Origin of the sequence: Blastococcus carthaginiensis (assembly GCF_030731085.1) — a bacterium.
GTDB classification, from domain to species: Bacteria; Actinomycetota; Actinomycetes; order Mycobacteriales; family Geodermatophilaceae; genus Blastococcus; species Blastococcus carthaginiensis.
The window spans coordinates 30,475-46,801 of sequence record NZ_JASNFN010000003.1; the positions used below are offsets into that span (position 1 = coordinate 30,475).

A 16,327-nucleotide genomic window follows, 5' to 3' on the forward strand; every position below is an offset into this window, starting at 1 on the left:
CGGTCAGTCGAAGTTGGCCTGCCCGCCGTCCAGCGGCACGGTGGCGCCGGTCAGGTACCGCATGGCCGGGCTGACGATCGCGGCGACAGCGCGGCCGATGTCCTCCTCGCAGTCGCCGATGTAGCCGAGGGGGATGGTCTTCTGGAACTCCGCCGCCTCCTCGGGATTGGCCTCCACCCAGGAGGCCAGTCCCGGGGAGAGCGCGTGCGGTGCGATCGCGTTGACCCGGATGCCGTCGGATCCCCACTCGTCGGCGGCCGCCTGGGTCAGCGAGCGCAGCGCCCACTTGGCGGAGGCGTAGGCACCGAAGGTCGACAGGTCCCAGCGCACGGTCACCGAGCTGACCACGTTGATGATGCTGCCCCGCCGTTCCTTGAGGTGCGGGTGTGCGGCCTTCATGAAGGCGAACGCGGCGAAGGGGCCGCTGACGAACCCGCGCTGGAACTTGCGGTCGTCCATCGACAGCAGCGGGCCGTACGCACCGAAGTAGGCGTTGTTCACCTGGATGTCCAGGCCGCCGAAGACGTCGACCACCTGCGCGACGGCGTCGGGGATCGCGGCGGTCTCGGTGACGTCGCACTGGATCGCCTCGGCCTTCACCCCGCGGGCGCGCAGCAGGTCCGCCGTCGTCTCCAGCTTGGACGACGTCCTGCCGAGGACGGCGACGTGGCACCCCTCGGCAGCCAGCGCGAGCGCGATGCCCTGCCCGACCCCCTGCCCCGCGCCGGTGATCATGGCGACCTTGCCGTCGAGGATGCCCATACCCGCCCTCTCGCTCCACCCGTCGTGTCGTCCGCCGGCCGGCGGCCGGGCCATCCTTCGCGACCGGGCGCCTCATCTCCGAGCGCCGATCCCGCTCATCGGGATCGGCGGGGGCGTCCCGCCGATGCTGCGGCGGACCGCTGTTCGGGCCGGTGACGCCGGTCCGGCGCGAGGGATGACCACCGCGCCGGACCGCAGCGGTCAACTGAGCCGCTCGAGCACCATCGCCATGCCCTGGCCACCGGCGGCGCACATCGTCTCCAGGCCGATCGACCCGTCCCGCGAGCGCAGCCCGTTGAGCAGGGTGACGGTCAACCGGGCGCCGGTCTGGCCGAACGGGTGGCCGACGGCGATGGCGCCACCGTGCGGGTTCACCTTCTCGACGTCCAGGCCGAGGTCGTCGATCGAGGGCAGGACCTGCGCGGCGAACGCCTCGTTGATCTCGCAGACGTCGATGTCGGCAGCGGTCATGCCGGCCAGGGCCAGCGCGCGGCGGGAGGCCTCGACCGGGCCCAGCCCCATGATCTCCGGCGAGAGCGCGCTGACCCCGGTGGAGACGATGCGGGCCACTGGGGTGATGCCGAGCTGGCGCGCACGGGTGTCGCTCATCAGCACCAGGGCGGCGGCACCGTCGTTGAGGGGGCAGCAGTTGCCGGCGGTGACGGTGCCGTCCTCGCGGAACACCGGCTTCAGCGAGGACAGCGCCTCCAGCGTGACGCCGGCGCGCGGGGTGTCGTCGGCACCGACGACCGTGCCGTCGGGCAGCGTGACCGGGGTGATCTCGCGGTCGTAGAACCCGTCGGCGATCGCCTTCTCCGCCCGGTTCTGGCTCAGCAGCGCGAACTCGTCCTGCGCCCGGCGGGTCACCCCGCGCAGCTGCGCAACGTTCTCCGCCGTCTGCCCCATGGCGATGTAGGGGTCGGGCAGCAGGCCGGCCAGCCGGGGGTCCGACCAGTCACCGGTCCGCTCCGCCGAGTCGGAGAACCGCGGGTTGCGGGTGCCGGGCATCCCGTCCGACTTGCCGAACGTGTACCTCGAGACCATCTCCACGCCGGCGGAGACGACGACCTGCGCCTCACCGGCGCGGATCGCGTGCACCGCCATGCGGGTGCTCTGCAACGACGAGGCGCAGTAGCGCTGCACCGTCGTCCCCGGCACGCCGTCCTGCCCGAGCAGCAGCGCGGTGATCCGGCCGAGGCCGTAGCCCTGCTCCCCCGCCGGCTGGCCGCAGCCCAGGACCAGGTCGTCGATCTGGGCCGGGTCGAGCGCGGGCACCTGGTCCAGCGCGGCCTGCACGATCGTCGCGGCGAGGTCGTCGGCGCGCAGTTCGCGCAGCGACCCCTTGAAGGCGCGGCCGATCGGCGACCGGGCCGCGGCGACGAGCACTGCTTCGGGCATGCGGAGTTCTCCTTCGTCGTCCCACCCATTCGGGCGGAGGCACCAGCAACTCGTCCGGGCCCGAAACTAGGCCGCCCCCGACCGACCGACGGATCGGGTCTCGGTGACCGGCACTGCCGGAGGAGCACCCGGCACACCCGGCACGCGGCGAGCCGCGCGGTGCGTGACAGTGGGTGGATGGCCGACCTCCCCGCCGCTCCCTGGCACCCGACCGCCCTGCACCACGTCCGGTTGACGGTCACCGACATCGCCCGCTCGAAGGCCTTCTACACGCATCTGCTCGGCGTCGGGCCGGCGATCGACTTCAGCGACCTGGCGCACGACCCGGCCGCGCGCCAGGACCCGCATCGGTTCTTCGGCGGTTGCACCTACGCCCTGGGCAGCCAGCTCCTGGGGCTGCGCCCGTCCGCGCCCCCGGGAGACCGGTTCGACCCGACGCGCACCGGGCTGGACCACGTCAGCCTGGCCGTCGACTCGCCCGACGCCCTCCACCAGGCCGCCGACCGGCTCGGCAGCGCTGGGGTCCGGCACGGCCAGGTGAGCGAGCTCGGGGAGCTCGGCATCGCCATCCTGTCCGTCCAGGATCCCGACGGCATCAACCTCGAACTGGTCGCGACGCTGCCGGCGGCCGGGGCCGGCAGCTGACGGCGAGGAAGCCGTCCCGCCACCCGGCGGGATCGACACGTCCCATGCCGGCCGCACCTCGAGCCGACGCAAGGAAGGCACGGTGCCCCGCTCCCGTGCGGACCGCGCGGTCGAGCCGGCCTCCAACCCGGCCGGTGCCGTGCAGGGCACCGTGCTGGCCGGCGCGCTGATCGCCGCGCAGAGCGCTCACGAGCCGGTCGACGCCTCCCGGCTGGTCGTGCTCGTGCTCCTGACGCAGCTCGTCCACTGGCCGGCGCGCGTGTACGCGGAGACGGCCGGCCACCGGGTGGACACGGGACGCCGTCCTGGGTGGCCGGAAGTCCAGCGCCTGGTCACCGAGGAGCGGTCACTCGTCGGCGCCTCGTCCGGCCCGCCGGCCCTGGTGGTCCTCGCCGGCGTCGCTGGCGCCCCGGTCCCACCCAGCGGGCATCTCCCGCGCTCCGCGTCCTCCACGGGCGATCCTGGGGGTCTCGGACGGTAGCGCGGCCGCGTCCCGGTGGCCGGCACGGCAGGAGGGTTTCCCATGGCTCGCACGATCGGCACCGCCTACCTCGTCGAGGCGGTGCGCACCCCGGTGGGGCGCCGTGGTGGCGGTCTCTCGGGCATCCACTCCGCCGACCTCGGTGCCCACGTCCTGCGCGAACTGGTGACCCGCGCCGACGTCGACCCCTCGGCGGTGGACGACGTCGTGTTCGGTTGCGTGGACACCATCGGCTCGCAGGCCGGCGACATCGCCCGCACCGCCTGGCTGGCCGCCGGGCTGCCCGAGGAGGTACCGGGCGTGACCGTCGACCGCCAGTGCGGCTCCTCGCAGCAGGCGGTGCACTTCGCCGCCCAGGCGGTGCTGTCGGGCACCGCCGACCTGGTCGTGGCCGGCGGCGTGCAGAACATGAGCGCGCTGCCGATCAGCAGCGCGATGACCGCGGGCCACGGGTACGGCTTCCCGGACCCGTTCTCCGGTTCCGCAGGCTGGGTCGCGCGCTACGGCGACCAGCCGATCGACCAGATCCGCTCGGCGGAGATGATCGCCGAGAAGTGGGGCATCAGCCGGGCCGACATGGAGGAGTTCTCCGTCGAGAGCCACGTGCGCGCTTTGCGGGCGCGCGCGGAGGGCCGGTTCGACCGGGAGATCGCACCGATCGCCGGCGTGACCCAGGACGAGGGCCCGCGCGAGCCGAACTGGGACAAGATCCGCTCGCTGCCGCCGGTGCGCGAGGGCGGCCGGGTGACCGCCGCGGTCTCCAGCCAGATCTCCGACGGCGCCGCGGCGCTGCTGGTCGCCAGCGAGGAGGCCGTCCGCGAGCACGGGCTCACCCCGCGTGCCCGGGTCGTGCACCTCTCCGTGCGCGGCGCGGACCCGGTCTGGATGCTCACCGCCCCCATCCCGGCGACGGCGCACGCGCTCGGCAAGGCCGGGCTCGCCCTCGACGACATCGACCTGGTCGAGATCAACGAGGCGTTCGCCTCCGTCGTGCTGGCCTGGCAGAAGGAGACCGGCGCCGATCTGGCGAAGGTGAACGTCAACGGCGGCGGCATCGCGCTGGGCCACCCGCTCGGCGCCACGGGCGCCCGGCTGATGACCACCCTGCTGCACGAGCTCGAGCGCACCGGCGGCCGCTACGGCTTGCAGACGATGTGCGAAGGCGGCGGTCAGGCGAACGTGACCATCGTCGAACGCCTGGGCTGAGCCGGCGCAGCGATGTCGGGACGACGGGGAGGCTGACACGTGCGGCTGGCCACCACCCTGCCGCCGGACACCGCCTTGAGCGACGTCCCCGCGGCGGTGCGCCGGGTGGAGCGGCTGGGTTTCGACACGGTGCACGTGCCCGAGACGGTGCACGACTCCCTGTCGGTGGCCCTGCTCGCCCTGGAGCACAGCTCGCGGGTCCGGGTCCGGGTCCGGATGACTCTGGCCTTCCCCCGGAGCCCGATGGTGGTCGCCTACGCCGCCTGGGACCTCGCCCGATTCTCCGGCGGGCGCTTCCAGCTCGGGCTGGCCACGCAGGTGCGGGGCAACATCGTCGGCCGGTTCTCGATGCCGTGGTCGAACCCTGCCGCGCAGCTGACCGACTACGTGCGCGCTCTGCGGGCCATCTTCGCGACGTTCTCCCGCGGGGGCCCGCTGCGGTACGAGGGCACCCACTACCGCTTCGACCGGCTGCAGCCCTACTTCAACCCCGGCCCGCTGGACGTGCCGGAACCGGAGATCTTCACCGGTGGGGTGAACCGGCTCATGTGCGAGCTCGCCGGCGCCGAGGCCGACGGCCTCGTGACGCACCCGACCAACTCCCACCCGCGTTTCCTGCGCGGATCGGTGCTGCCGTGGCTGGCCGCGGGGGTGGCCACGGCGCAGCGGGTGTCGCGCCCGGTGCTCGTCGTCGGCGCCAAGGCCATCAGCGCGCCGGACGCGCGGTCGCTGCGCGAGGCCCTCGCCGGGGCCCGGCGGGAGATGGCCTTCCTGTACTCCACGCCCGCCTACCGCCCCACGCTCGCCCTGCTCGGGCACGAGGATCTGGGCGAGCGGCTCACCCAGCTCATCCGCGATCAGCAGTGGGACGCGTTGCCGGCTGCCCTTCCCGACGACGTCCTCGCCGGCATCGTGCCCGTCGGTACCTACGACGAGTTCCCGGCGGTGATCGGCGACTGGTACGGCGGGTTGTGCGACGAGCTGTCCATCACCACCCCGGCCGACACCTCCGCCGACGACCGGTTCGCCTCGATGCTGGAGGTGGTCCGCGCCGTTCCGGCGGCTCCCGACGGGCTCGCCCTCGCCCAAGCCGCCTCGCCGGCCCCTCCGTCCGGCTGACCGCCGGCTCCGGCCCGCCCTCCGGAGCTAGAGTCCCGCGGCGGGGGCGAGCTGCCGGCGCAGCTGTTCCGGTGACCCGCCGGTGTGCGCGACGTGCGCGGCGCGCTTGAACCACAGGTGGGCGTCGTGCTCCCAGGTGATCGCGATGCCGCCGTGCAGCTGGATGGCCTCGCCGGCGACGGAGGTGAGCGCCTGTGCGCAGACCAGCTTCGCCAGCGGCGCCACCACGGGCAGCTGCTCCGACGCAGTCGCCACCACTTGCGCGGCGTAGCGGGCGGTCGATGCCGCCGCCTCGACGGCGGTGAACAGGTCCGCGGTCCGGTGCCGCAGCCCCTGGAACGATCCGAGCACCCGGCCGAACTGGACGCGGGTGCGCAGGTGCTCGACGGTGCAGTCCAGCGCCCGACGTGCCGTTCCCACCGCCTCGCAGGCCGCGGCGACCGCAGCCACGTCCCGCGCGAACGCCACGGCGTCGGGACCGCCCACCCGTTCAGCGGGCACGCGCTCGAGCCGCAGGTCCGCGGCCCGACGCGTCTGGTCCATCAACGGAAGGGCCGCCCGGCTCAACCCGGCGGCGTCCCCTGCGACAGCGAACAGCGCCTCCACCCCACCGTCCACCGCGGCCACCAGGAGAAGATCGGCGGCCCCGCCGTCGATCACCGCAGCTTGGACCCCGGTGAGCAACCAGCTGCAAGCATTTCTCGACGCCACGCAGCCGACGCGCGGCGGCCACGACCGGTCACCGGGCTCGCGCTGCGCCAGCGCACCCACAGCGCCGTCTCCCAACGCAGGCAGCAGATCGGTGCGGCCGAACCGCGTCAGCACCTCGGCGACGACGACGGTGGAGGCATAGGGCCCCGGCAGCAGCGCGGCCCCGGCCTCCTCCAGCACGACGGCGACCTCGGCGAAGGTCGCGCCCGCGCCGCCGAAGGCCTCGGGTACCGACAGCTCGGTCAGGCCCAGGTCCTCCGTCAACTGCCGCCAGAGAGCGTCGTCCCGGCCCGACGGCGATGCCATGGCCGCGCGCACGGCCTCGGAGCCGGACGCCTTGGCCAGCAGCGACCGGACGGCGTCGCGCAGGTCGCGTTGTTCCTCGGTGAGCGAGAGGTCCATCGGGTCGGCCTCCTCAGGCGCAATCGCGGGGCAGGCCGAGGGTGCGCTCGGCGAGGACGTTGCGCTGCACCTCGTTCGAGCCGCCGTAGATGGTGTCGGCCCGGCTGAACAGGAACAGCCGCTGCTCGTCGGTCAGCTCGTAGGGCAGGCCGCCGGTGACGACGGCGGCCGGACCCTCGACGGCCATGGCCAGCTCGCCCAGCCGCCGGTGCCAGTTGGCCCACAGCAGCTTCGACACCGACGCCGACCAGGCCGGCGGCTCGCCACCGGAGGTGTCCAGCGTGCGCAGCGCGGTGTACCGCATGACCTGCAGGTCCACCCATGCCGAGACGATCCGGTCGGCCAGCACCGGGTCGTCGGCGGCGCCGTTCGAGCGGGCGCGCTCGGTGATGGCGGCGAGCTCACGGGCGAAGCCGATCTGCTGGCCGAGGGTGGAGACGCCGCGCTCGAACCCGAGCAGGCTCATGGCCACCCGCCAGCCGTTGCCCGGCTCCCCCACCACGTCGCCGGCCGCCGCCACGGCACCGTCGAAGAACACCTCGTTGAACTCCGACGTCCCGGTGAGCTGCACGATGGGCCGCACGGTGACGTCCGGCTGGTCCATCGGGACGAGCAGGAACGACAGCCCGGCGTGTCGCTGCGATCCCGGCTCGGTGCGGGCGATGACGAAGCACCAGTCGGCGACGTGCGCCAGCGACGTCCAGATCTTCTGCCCGGTCACCACCCAGCGGTCGTCGTCGAGCACTGCCCGGGTGCCGACGTTGGCTAGGTCCGAACCCGCGTCGGGCTCGGAGTAGCCCTGGCACCAGAAGTCCTCACCGGCGGCGATCCCGGGCAGGAATCGCGTCTTCTGCTCCTCGGTACCGTGCGCCAGCACGGTGGGCGCCAGCAGCTGCTCGCCGATGTGCCCCAGCCGGCCGGGAGCCGCCGCCCGCGCGTACTCCTCGTGGAAGATCACTTGCTGGGTCAAGCTCAGCGCCCGACCGTAGCGAGGGTCGGGCCAGCCGATGCCGATCCACCCCGCGGCGCCGAGCCGGCGCTCCCAGGCGGCCCGCTCAGCCAGGTGCTCGTGCTCCCGGCCCGGCCCTCCACTCCCCCGCAGCTCCCGGAAGTCCCCGGAGAGCTCGGTCTCCAGCCAGTCGCGGACCTCTGCCCTGAACGCGGCGTCCGGCGGGAGGTCGGACGCCGCGTTCACGCGCCGTAGACGGGGGTCGGCGGCTCGGCCTCGGCCAGCAGGTCCTTGACGACCGGGCCCAGTTCGGAGGGAGACCACTGCCGTCCGGCCTCACGGCGGGGACCGAAGCGCCAGCCATCGCAGAGCCCGACGCGGTCGGCCTCCACCTCGAAGACCCGGCCGGTGACGAAGCCGGACTCCTCCCCCGCCAGCCAGACGACCAGCGGTGAGACGTTGGCCGGATCCATGGGGTCGAAGCCGCTCTCCGGCTTGGCCATCGTCTCGGCGAAGACGGCTTCGGTCATCGGCGTCCGGGCCGCCGGTGCGAGCGCGTTCACCGTGATGCCGTAGCGGGCGAGCTCCACCGCGGCGACCTGGGTCATCGCGACGACGCCGGCCTTGGCGGCGGCGTAGTTGCCCTGCCCGACGCTGCCCATGAGCCCGGCCCCGGAGCTGGTGTTCACGATCCGCGCCTCGACCTGCTCGCCGGTCTTGGACCGCTCGCGCCAGTACGCGGCGGCGTGCCGGAGCGGGCAGAAATGGCCCTTGAGGTCGACGCGAAGCACGTCGTCCCACTCGCGCTCGCTCATCCCGACCAGCATCCGGTCGCGCACGATGCCGGCGTTGTTCACCAGCGCGTCCAGCCGGCCGAAGGCGTCGACCGCAGCACCGATCAGCCCCTCGGCGGCGTCCCAGTCGGCGACGTCGCAGGCGTGCGCCACCGCGCTGCCGCCGGCGTCGCGGACCTCCTGGGCAACAACCTCGGCGGCCGCGCCCACGTCGTTGACGACGACGTCGAAGCCGGCGGCGCCGAGCGCCAGGGCGTGCGCCCGGCCCAGGCCCTGGCCGGCGCCGGTGACGATGACGGAGCGGGCGCTCACTTGCTCTCCTCGGTCTCGGTCGCACGGCGGGCGTCGCGCATCGAGCGGGCGTCGTGCCCGCCGAGGGAGTCCGCGCCGACCTCGGCGTTGTGGGCGTGGGCGACGTGGTGCAGCCCGAAGACGGAGTCCATCCCGGCGTGCTGGCCCATCAGGTCCTCGGCCTGGTTGATCGCCTTCTTGGTGAGCGCGAGCCCGAGCCGCGGCATGGTCGCGATCCGGCCGGCCAGGTCGGCGACCTCGGCGTCGAGCCGGTCCCGGGGCACGACCCGGTTCACCATCCCCCACTCCCGGGCTCGGGCGGCGTCGATCCGCTCGCCCAGGTAGAGGAACTCCTTGGCCTGGCGGGTGCCCATGGCCCAGGGGTGGGCGAAGTACTCGACGCCGGGAATGCCCATGCGCACCACCGGGTCGGCGAAGAAGGCGTCGTCGGAGGCGACGATGAAGTCGCAGACCCACGCGAGCATCAGCCCGCCGGCGATGCAGGCGCCCTGCACCTGCGCGATCACCGGCTTGGGCAGCTCCCGCCAGCGCCGGCACATGCCCAGGTAGACCTCGGACTCGCGGGCGTACCGCAGCTCCGCGCCGCTCTTGCCGACGTGGTCCCACCACAGCCCGGCCCTGCGGTCGAACGAGGTGTCGACGTCCCGGCCGGGAGTTCCGATGTCGTGGCCTGCGCTGAAGTGCTTGCCGGCCGCGCGGAGCACCACGACCTTGACCTCGTCGTCGGCCGCGGCGTCGTAGAACGCCCGGTCGAGCGCGTAGGTCATCGCCGAGTTCTGCGCGTTGCGGTACTCGGGCCGGTTGAGCGTCACGTAGGCGGTCGAGTCGACCACCTCGTACAGGACCGGCGGCTGCGGTTCGGTCATCGTGCGGCCTCCCAGGGCAGTGCGGACGGGTCGACGGCGGGCGGCAGGCCGAGCGAGTCGGCGACGACGGCGCGGTGGTGCGCGACGCTCCCCCAGGACGCGGCCAGCGCCCAGGAGCGCTTGACGTACAGGTGCAGGTCGTACTCGACCGTGTAGCCGATGGCGCCGTGCGCCTGGATGGTGCTGCGGGCGGCGCGCCCGGCCATGTCCGAGGTCATGGCCTTGGCCGCGGCGATGTGCGCCCGCGCCTCGGGGGCGCCCGCGGCCAGCGAGACGGCGGCCCGCTGGACCACCGGCACGCAGAAGCGCAGGTCCAGCAGGACGTTCGCGAGCAGGTGCTTGACCGCCTGCTGGCTGCCGACCGGGACGCCGAACTGCTTGCGCTCGCGGGTGTGGGCCACGGCGAGGTCGAGCTGGCGGTGGGCGAGGCCGACCAGCTGCGCGGCGGCGGCGAGTGCACCGCGGAGCCAGGCCCGCTCGGTCTCCGCGGGATCCGCGGTCAACGAGGTGCCGGCGACGGACGGGGTGCGGGCAGCTGCCCGGCTGCCGTCGACGGTGGCCACCTCCTCCAGGTCCACGCCGGTGAGGTCGGCGAGCCGCAGCTCCGCGCCCGAACGCACCAGCGCCCGGTCGCTGCAGCCGGCCCACGGCAGGATGCCGGAGCCGGCCAGCTCCGCGGTACCCACGAGGTCACCGGCCACGAGCCCGGCCAGGTCGGCCGACCCGACCCCGGCCAGCACGGGTGCGAGGACGGCGACGGTCTCGGCGACGGGCAGCGGCACCGCGGCGCGGCCGATCTCCACGAACAGCGGTACGAGGTCGACCTCGGTCAGCCCGAGCCCACCGTCGTCCTCGGGCACCATGGCGCCGAGCAGGCCGAGGTCCGCGAGCTGCCGCCAGAGCGCCGTCCGGCCCTTGTCCCCTTCCGGGCTCCAGGCGGCGCGCACCACCTCCGGCGGGCAGGCGTCGGTGAGCAGCTCGCGGACAGCGCCGGCGAGCTCGAGCTGGTCAGGGGTGGGAGCGAATCTCATCGGGTCACTTCCGGGGCAGCCCGAGCAGGCGCTCGGCGACGATGGAACGCTGGATCTCGTTGGTCCCGGCGTAGATCGGGCCCGAGAGGGAGAACATGTGCCCGCGGCTCCACGGGCCGTCGAGCTCGGCCTCGGGCCCGAGGAGCTGCAACGCTGTCTCGTGCAGGGCGATGTCGAGCTCGGACCAGTACAGCTTGTTGAGGCTGGACTCCGCGCCGGCCTTGCGTCCCTCGACCAGATCGGTCACCTGGGCCAGGGTGAACAGCTGGTAGGCCTCGGCGCGCAGGTGCGCGTCGACCACGCCGTCCCGCGCCGAGGCGGACAGCGAGCCGGCCCGCTCGACGGCCAGCGCCCGGAGCCGCTCGGCGGCGGCGAGGAAGCGGCCGGGTGACCGCAGCGTGAGGCCGCGCTCGGAGCCGGTGGTCGCCATGGCGACCGACCAGCCCTGGCCGACCCCACCGAGGACCGCGGAGTCGGGGACGATGACGTCGTCGAAGAACACCTCGGCGAAGCCTTCGTCACCGTCGAGCCGGCCGAAGCCACGGACGGTCACGCCGGGCGTGTCCAGCGGCACGAGGAGGTAGGTGAGCCCGGCGTGCCGGGAGGCCTCGGGGTCGGTGCGGAACAACCCGAACAGGTGCGTGCAGAAGGCGCCGCGGGTGGTCCAGGTCTTCTGCCCGTTGATCCGCCAGCCGCCGTCGACCTTGTCCGCCCGGCTGCTGATCGCGGCGAGGTCGCTGCCGGCGCCGGGCTCGGACCAGCCCTGACCCCACAGCTGCTCGGCCGCGGCCATCCTGGGCAGGATCTCGTCCTGCTGCTCGGGGGTGCCGAACTCGAACACGGTGGGGGCGAGCAGGAAGATCCCGTTCTGGGTGACCCGCTGCGGTGCCCCGGCCCGGTAGTACTCCTCCTCGAAGATCAGCCACTCCCAGAGCGAGGCGTCGCGCCCGCCGTAGCGCTCGGGCCAGGAGACGACGGCCCAGCGGTCGGCGAAGAGCTTCCTCTCCCACTCCAGGTGGGCGGCGAAACCCTCGCGGGTGTCGCCCGAGGGCAGCCCGGTGGGGACGTTGGCCTCGAGCCAGGCGCGGGCCTCGGCGCGGAACGCCTCCTCGGCCGGGGACCAGGTGAGGTCCATCAGCGGTCACCCCCGAAGCCCTCGCGCACCTGCGACGCAGTCCCCGAGAGGTTGAGCTCGAAGGTGAAGCCCTGCTCGTAGCGGTAGCTGCGCTTGACGTCCCACAGGTCGATGCCGTTGAGCGCCTCCTTGGCGGCGCGGATGACCGTGGGGTTCTTGGCCGCGATCTGCCCGGCCACCTCGAGAGCCTTGTCCCGCAGCTCCTCGCGCGGCACGACGGCCCACACCGAGCCGAAGGCGTGCAGCTGGGCGGCGGTCGCGGTGGCCGAGGTGTAGAACATCGCCCGCATGAGGTGCTGGGGCACCAGCCGGGACAGGTGCGTGGCCGCGCCGAGCGCGCCGCGGTCGACCTCGGGCAGGCCGAAGGTGGCGTCGTCGCTGGCGACGATGACGTCGGCGTTGCCGACCAGGCCGATGCCGCCGCCCAGGCAGAAGCCGTGGACGGCGGCGACCACCGGCACCGGGCAGTCGTAGACGGCGGCGAAGGCGGCGTAGCAGCCGCGGTTGGCGCCGATGATCGCCGAGTGGTCGGGGCTGGCCTGGACCTCCTTGATGTCCACCCCGGCGTTGAAGCCGCGGCCCTCGGCGCGCAGCACGACGGCGCGGGTCGCCGGATCGCGGCCGGCCTCGGTCAGCGCATCGGCGATGGCGTACCAGCCGGCGACGGTGAGCGCGTTGACCGGCGGCGCGTCCATGACGACTTCGGCGATGCCGTTCGCGTCGGCCCGCTCGAACCGGATCCCGGTGTCCATCGGTGCCTCTCTGCTGTGCTCGATGCGTGAGCTCGCGAGCTCGCTCACGGGTGCTGGCTGCTGACCGACACGACCTCGCCGGTCATGTACGTCGAGTAGTCGCTGGCCAGGAAGACGATGACGTTGGCGACCTCCCACGGCTCGGCCGCGCGGCCGAACGCCTCGGAGTCGCTGAGCCGGTCGAGCAGCTCGTCGCTGGTGACCTTGGCCAGGAACGGGTGCATCGCGATGCTCGGCGAGACCGCGTTGACCCTTACGCCCTGCCGGGCGACGTCCATGGCGGTGCAGCGGGTGAGCGCCATGACGCCGGCCTTGGCCGCGGCGTAGTGGGCCTGGCCCTGCTGGGCGCGCCAGCCGATGACCGACGCGTTGTTGACGATCGCGCCCGAGCCGCGCCCGACCATGTGCCGCAGCACCTCGCGGGTCATCCGGAAGGTGCCGGTGAGCGTGACGTCGAGAACCGACGCCCACTGCTCGTCGGTCATCTCCAGGATGCTCGCCGTGCCACCGAGGCCGGCGTTGTTGACCAGCACGTCGACGGCGCCGAGGCGCTCGATCGCGCCTTCGACCAGCGCGGTCACCTGCGCCTGGTCGGTGACGTCGCACGGGATCGCGACGACGTCGGTGTCGAACTCCTTGCCCAGCAACTCGGCGGTCTCGGCCAGCCGGCGCTCGTGCCGGTCGCTGATCGCGACGCGGGCGCCCTCCTCCAGGCACCGGCGCGCGGTGGCCGAGCCGATGCCGGTGCCGGCGGCGGCGGTGATCAGGACGGACTTCCCGGCCAGCAGGCCGTGACCGGCCGGCGGGGTGGGGACGGGAGCGGGCACGCGGGACTCAGACACCGGCTGCCTCCGGGGCGGGGACGGTCAGGCCGGTGAGCACCTCGGCGGCCTGGCCGACGATGCGGTCGATGAGCTCCGCGCAGCTGGGCAGGTCGTCGATCAGGCCGGCGACCTGGCCGCTGGCCAGGCTGCCGACGTCGACGCGGCCCTCGACCATGCCGGTGCGGATCATCATCGGGGTGTTCGCGGCCATGAGGACCTGGTCCCAGGAGAGCTCGCGGTTCCTCCGCATGGCCAGGCCCTCGCGGACGATGGCCGGCCACGAGCCGCCGGTCTCGCGCTTGAGCGCGACGGCGCTGCGCACCGACGCGGGCAGCCGGGAGAGCCGCCGGCCGGCGGTGAGCTGCTCGACCATCGGGGTGCGGAGGACGCGCTGCGGCACGCCGTCGATGGCATCGGTGACCACGGTGCCGTCGACGCCGGAGTCCAGGTAGGCCTGCTTGACCTGTGCCGGCACGGTGGAGTCCGAGGTGAGCAGGAAGCGGGTGCCCATCGCGATGCCCTCGGCGCCGTAGGCGAGCGCGGCGACCAGGCCGCGGCCGTCGAAGAACCCACCGGCGGCGATCACGGGGATGTCGACGGCGTCCACCACCTGCGGCAGCAGCAGCGAGGTGGCGACCTGGCCGGTGTGCCCGCCGCCCTCGCCGCCCTGCACGAGCACCGCGTCGGCGCCCATGGCCTGCACCTTCTCGGCGTGCCGGCGGGCACCGATCGAGGGGATGACGACGACGCCGGCGTCCTTGAGCACGCCGATGACGTCGGCCTTGGGGGCGAGGGCGAACGAGGCGACCCGCACGCCTTCGCGGATCAGCGTCCGCGCACGGTCCATCGCGTCGGGGGCGTCACCGCGGATGTTCACGCCGAACGGTGCGTCGGTGCGCTCCTTGACGGTGCGGATCGCGGCGAGCATGTCGTCGGCCGAGAGGGTGGCGCTGGCGATGATGCCCAGGCCGCCGGCGGCGGCGGTGGCGGCGGTGAGCTCGGGTCCGGAGACCCAGCCCATGCCGGTCTGGACGATCGGGTAGCGGACGCCGGTCAGCTCGGTGAACCGGGTGCGCAGGCGAGGGTGGGTCACGCCCGCACCTCCTTCTCCCGGAGGCCGCGCGGGTCGACGACCTCGCGGATGATCCGCAGCTCCTCGGCCGTGGGCAGCCGGCTCTCGGGCACCTCGGCGGGGACGTCGAGGGCGAAGCCGGTGGCTCCGACGACCTCGTCGACCGTCACGCCCGGGTGCACCGAGACCAGGCGGGCGGTGTGGTCGGGACCGCCGAAGTCGAGGACGGCGAGGTTGGTGACGACCCGGCGGATGTCCAGGTCGCGGGCGACGTCGCCGCCGACCGCCGCGGCGCGGTCGTAGCCGACACCGGCCACCATGTCGACCCGCTCGACGAAGACGCGGGCCGAGTGCCGGGGCACCCAGTAGCTGGTCGGGTGGTTCACGGTGTTGCCGGGGGCGCCCCGGACACCGAGCAGCTGCCGGGTGGGCTTGGCGAAGTCGCCCAGGGCGGAGATGTTGGCGTTGCCGAACCGGTCGATCTGGCTCGGGCTCATCATCACGTGCCGCTTGCCCGACCAGAGGATGTCGAAGATCCGGCGGAACGGGACGTAGCCCTCGATGTGGTCCGCCGGCGGCGTCTCCCCGATGGCCCAGGTGCCGGTGTAGAGCTTCGATTCGCCATCGGACAGCAGCAGGTCCGGTTCGAAGGTGGCCCGGGCGGTGCGGGCGGCGATGGTCGGCACCGTGAGCATCGGGCTGGCCAGGATCTCGCCGTCCCCGCGCCAGGCGTCGGCGCAGGCCGCGATGCAGATCTCGGCACGGCTCACGGTCGCGGCGTCCACCTCGGGACGTACGCCCTCCTGCACGCTCATCGAGCAGCCTCCAGAGTGCGGTCGGCGACGGCGGCCTGGTAGGCCGTCTCGTCACCGGAGAGGTAGCGGTCGGCGAACGCGGCCCACGACTCGTCGTTCGCGGCGGCCTGCGCGTACTCGCGCTGGAACGCCTCGTCGCGGCCGTAGTCCGGTTCGCAGGTGGTGAAATGGGCCCCCATCGGGGCCTCGACGACGCCGCGCACGTCCGACCGGCGCACCAGCAGCGACTGGACCGGCGCGGCTGCGGTCAGCTCCGCCGTCGGCACGATCCGCTCGCAGGACACGTAGGCCCGCTCGGCAGCACCGCAGAACAGGTCGTCGAAGTAGGCGTCCGGCCCCAGGTACTGGCCGTTGCCCGACGCGTCGGCACGGTTGAGGTGCACCAGCGCCGCGTCCAGGTTCAGCGCCGGGACGGCCAGGTACTCGGTGCCGTCGGCGTACGGCGAGGTGACCGTCTTGAGGTCGGGGTTGACCGCCGGGACGTCGGAGCCCAGGCCGCTGCGCAACGGGAGGAACGACAGCCGGGACACCGCGGCGTACAGGCCCCACTGGAGCATGCCTTCGTCCCACTCGCTGACGGTGACCGCGCCGGCCTCGCGGGCCGCGCGGAAGTGCGGCTCCAGCGGGATCGAGTCCAGCGAGACGAAGCCGTAGACCAGGTGCTTCACCTTGCCGGCGGCCAGGAGCAGGCCCACGTCCGGGCCACCGTAGGAGACGACGGTCAGGTCCTGCAGGTCCGAACGGCAGAGCGCGCGCACCAGCGACATCGGCTTGCGCCGCGACCCCCATCCGCCGATCCCGATGGTCATGCCCGAGCGCAGCTCGGCCACCACCTCGTCCTCGGTCATCCGCTTGTCGGTCACCGATCTCCTCCCACGGGCATGAACTCTGTCGGCGGGACCGTAGGAAGCCGGCGACGCCGGCTGGGCGGTCCGACCGGTGAGCGGTCGACGCAGGCATCATCAGCGCCCGGCGGCCGGGCCGAGCCGGTCCGGCCCACTGAGTGGGACCACCGCCGGGGCTCCGCCGCGCGCTCCCTACGTTGGGTTCCCC

General features: G+C 73.5%; 17 protein-coding genes. 4 read left to right on the forward strand and 13 right to left on the reverse strand.

Annotated features, from left to right (window positions below; genetic code table 11):
* Positions 1-3: 3 nt before the first annotated feature.
* Both QOZ88_RS04665 and QOZ88_RS04670 read right to left on the reverse strand, forming a co-directional pair.
* Positions 4-762, reverse strand: coding sequence for an SDR family NAD(P)-dependent oxidoreductase (locus tag QOZ88_RS04665; RefSeq protein ID WP_305998628.1), 759 nt, complete (start codon positions 760-762; stop codon positions 4-6).
* A 201-nt stretch (positions 763-963) separates the two neighbouring features.
* Positions 964-2,160: an acetyl-CoA C-acetyltransferase gene (locus QOZ88_RS04670; protein WP_305998629.1), complete on the reverse strand. Its 1,197-nt coding sequence runs from the start codon at positions 2,158-2,160 to the stop codon at positions 964-966.
* A 177-nt stretch (positions 2,161-2,337) separates the two neighbouring features.
* Here QOZ88_RS04670 and QOZ88_RS04675 point away from each other — a divergent pair, with 177 nt between their 5' ends.
* The 4 genes from QOZ88_RS04675 (at position 2,338) to QOZ88_RS04690 (ending at position 5,611) form a co-directional block, all read left to right on the forward strand.
* Positions 2,338-2,805 (forward strand): VOC family protein, encoded by a 468-nt coding sequence (locus QOZ88_RS04675; RefSeq protein ID WP_305998630.1) that lies wholly within the window; start codon positions 2,338-2,340, stop codon positions 2,803-2,805.
* A gap of 82 nt (positions 2,806-2,887) precedes the next feature.
* Positions 2,888-3,286: a hypothetical protein gene (locus tag QOZ88_RS04680; protein ID WP_305998631.1), complete on the forward strand. Its 399-nt coding sequence runs from the start codon at positions 2,888-2,890 to the stop codon at positions 3,284-3,286.
* 42 nt (positions 3,287-3,328) lie between these two features.
* Positions 3,329-4,492 (forward strand): acetyl-CoA C-acetyltransferase, encoded by a 1,164-nt coding sequence (locus tag QOZ88_RS04685; protein WP_454970368.1) that lies wholly within the window; start codon positions 3,329-3,331, stop codon positions 4,490-4,492.
* Positions 4,493-4,531: 39 nt separating this feature from the next.
* Positions 4,532-5,611, forward strand: a complete 1,080-nt coding sequence (locus tag QOZ88_RS04690; RefSeq protein WP_305998632.1) for an LLM class flavin-dependent oxidoreductase — start codon at positions 4,532-4,534, stop codon at positions 5,609-5,611.
* Between the two features lie 27 nt (positions 5,612-5,638).
* On the opposite strand, the gene QOZ88_RS04695 is transcribed toward QOZ88_RS04690, so the two are convergent.
* The 11 genes from QOZ88_RS04695 to QOZ88_RS04745 are packed head-to-tail and all read right to left on the reverse strand — an operon-like array spanning position 5,639 to position 16,137.
* Complete coding sequence (locus QOZ88_RS04695; RefSeq protein ID WP_305998633.1) at positions 5,639-6,724, reverse strand: acyl-CoA dehydrogenase family protein; 1,086 nt, start codon at positions 6,722-6,724, stop codon at positions 5,639-5,641.
* Between the two features lie 13 nt (positions 6,725-6,737).
* Positions 6,738-7,919, reverse strand: a complete 1,182-nt coding sequence (locus tag QOZ88_RS04700) for an acyl-CoA dehydrogenase family protein (protein WP_305998634.1) — start codon at positions 7,917-7,919, stop codon at positions 6,738-6,740.
* Positions 7,916-8,779 (reverse strand): SDR family oxidoreductase, encoded by an 864-nt coding sequence (locus QOZ88_RS04705; RefSeq protein ID WP_305998635.1) that lies wholly within the window; start codon positions 8,777-8,779, stop codon positions 7,916-7,918. Before QOZ88_RS04705 ends, QOZ88_RS04700 begins: the two co-directional genes overlap by 4 nt.
* Positions 8,776-9,645 carry an enoyl-CoA hydratase gene (locus QOZ88_RS04710; protein ID WP_305998636.1) on the reverse strand — a complete coding sequence of 290 codons (870 nt, stop codon included), beginning with the start codon at positions 9,643-9,645 and terminating at the stop codon, positions 8,776-8,778. The genes QOZ88_RS04705 and QOZ88_RS04710 overlap by 4 nt, the downstream gene beginning before the upstream one ends.
* Positions 9,642-10,676, reverse strand: a complete 1,035-nt coding sequence (locus QOZ88_RS04715; RefSeq protein ID WP_305998637.1) for an acyl-CoA dehydrogenase family protein — start codon at positions 10,674-10,676, stop codon at positions 9,642-9,644. The genes QOZ88_RS04710 and QOZ88_RS04715 overlap by 4 nt, the downstream gene beginning before the upstream one ends.
* Positions 10,677-10,680: 4 nt before the next feature.
* Entirely contained in the window at positions 10,681-11,811 is a 1,131-nt protein-coding gene (locus QOZ88_RS04720; protein ID WP_305998638.1) for an acyl-CoA dehydrogenase family protein, read from the reverse strand.
* Positions 11,811-12,611 (reverse strand): enoyl-CoA hydratase family protein, encoded by an 801-nt coding sequence (locus tag QOZ88_RS04725; protein WP_305998639.1) that lies wholly within the window; start codon positions 12,609-12,611, stop codon positions 11,811-11,813. The genes QOZ88_RS04720 and QOZ88_RS04725 overlap by 1 nt, the downstream gene beginning before the upstream one ends.
* Complete coding sequence (locus tag QOZ88_RS04730) at positions 12,608-13,405, reverse strand: SDR family oxidoreductase (RefSeq protein WP_305998640.1); 798 nt, start codon at positions 13,403-13,405, stop codon at positions 12,608-12,610. The genes QOZ88_RS04725 and QOZ88_RS04730 overlap by 4 nt, the downstream gene beginning before the upstream one ends.
* Complete coding sequence (locus tag QOZ88_RS04735) at positions 13,398-14,480, reverse strand: NAD(P)H-dependent flavin oxidoreductase (protein ID WP_305998641.1); 1,083 nt, start codon at positions 14,478-14,480, stop codon at positions 13,398-13,400. Before QOZ88_RS04735 ends, QOZ88_RS04730 begins: the two co-directional genes overlap by 8 nt.
* Positions 14,477-15,274, reverse strand: coding sequence for a CoA-transferase subunit beta (locus tag QOZ88_RS04740; protein ID WP_305998642.1), 798 nt, complete (start codon positions 15,272-15,274; stop codon positions 14,477-14,479). The genes QOZ88_RS04735 and QOZ88_RS04740 overlap by 4 nt, the downstream gene beginning before the upstream one ends.
* Positions 15,271-16,137: a CoA transferase subunit A gene (locus tag QOZ88_RS04745; protein WP_305998643.1), complete on the reverse strand. Its 867-nt coding sequence runs from the start codon at positions 16,135-16,137 to the stop codon at positions 15,271-15,273. Before QOZ88_RS04745 ends, QOZ88_RS04740 begins: the two co-directional genes overlap by 4 nt.
* Positions 16,138-16,327 lie beyond the last annotated feature (190 nt).

Coding starts and splice junctions, on each gene's coding strand:
- QOZ88_RS04665 (WP_305998628.1), bottom strand. CDS start 762: ATGGGCATCCTCGACGGCAAGGTCGCCATGATCACCGGCGCGGGGCAG.
- QOZ88_RS04670 (WP_305998629.1), bottom strand. CDS start 2,160: ATGCCCGAAGCAGTGCTCGTCGCCGCGGCCCGGTCGCCGATCGGCCGC.
- QOZ88_RS04675 (WP_305998630.1), top strand. CDS start 2,338: ATGGCCGACCTCCCCGCCGCTCCCTGGCACCCGACCGCCCTGCACCAC.
- QOZ88_RS04685 (WP_454970368.1), top strand. CDS start 3,329: ATGGCTCGCACGATCGGCACCGCCTACCTCGTCGAGGCGGTGCGCACC.
- QOZ88_RS04695 (WP_305998633.1), bottom strand. CDS start 6,724: ATGGACCTCTCGCTCACCGAGGAACAACGCGACCTGCGCGACGCCGTC.
- QOZ88_RS04710 (WP_305998636.1), bottom strand. CDS start 9,645: ATGACCGAACCGCAGCCGCCGGTCCTGTACGAGGTGGTCGACTCGACC.
- QOZ88_RS04715 (WP_305998637.1), bottom strand. CDS start 10,676: ATGAGATTCGCTCCCACCCCTGACCAGCTCGAGCTCGCCGGCGCTGTC.
- QOZ88_RS04720 (WP_305998638.1), bottom strand. CDS start 11,811: ATGGACCTCACCTGGTCCCCGGCCGAGGAGGCGTTCCGCGCCGAGGCC.
- QOZ88_RS04740 (WP_305998642.1), bottom strand. CDS start 15,274: ATGAGCGTGCAGGAGGGCGTACGTCCCGAGGTGGACGCCGCGACCGTG.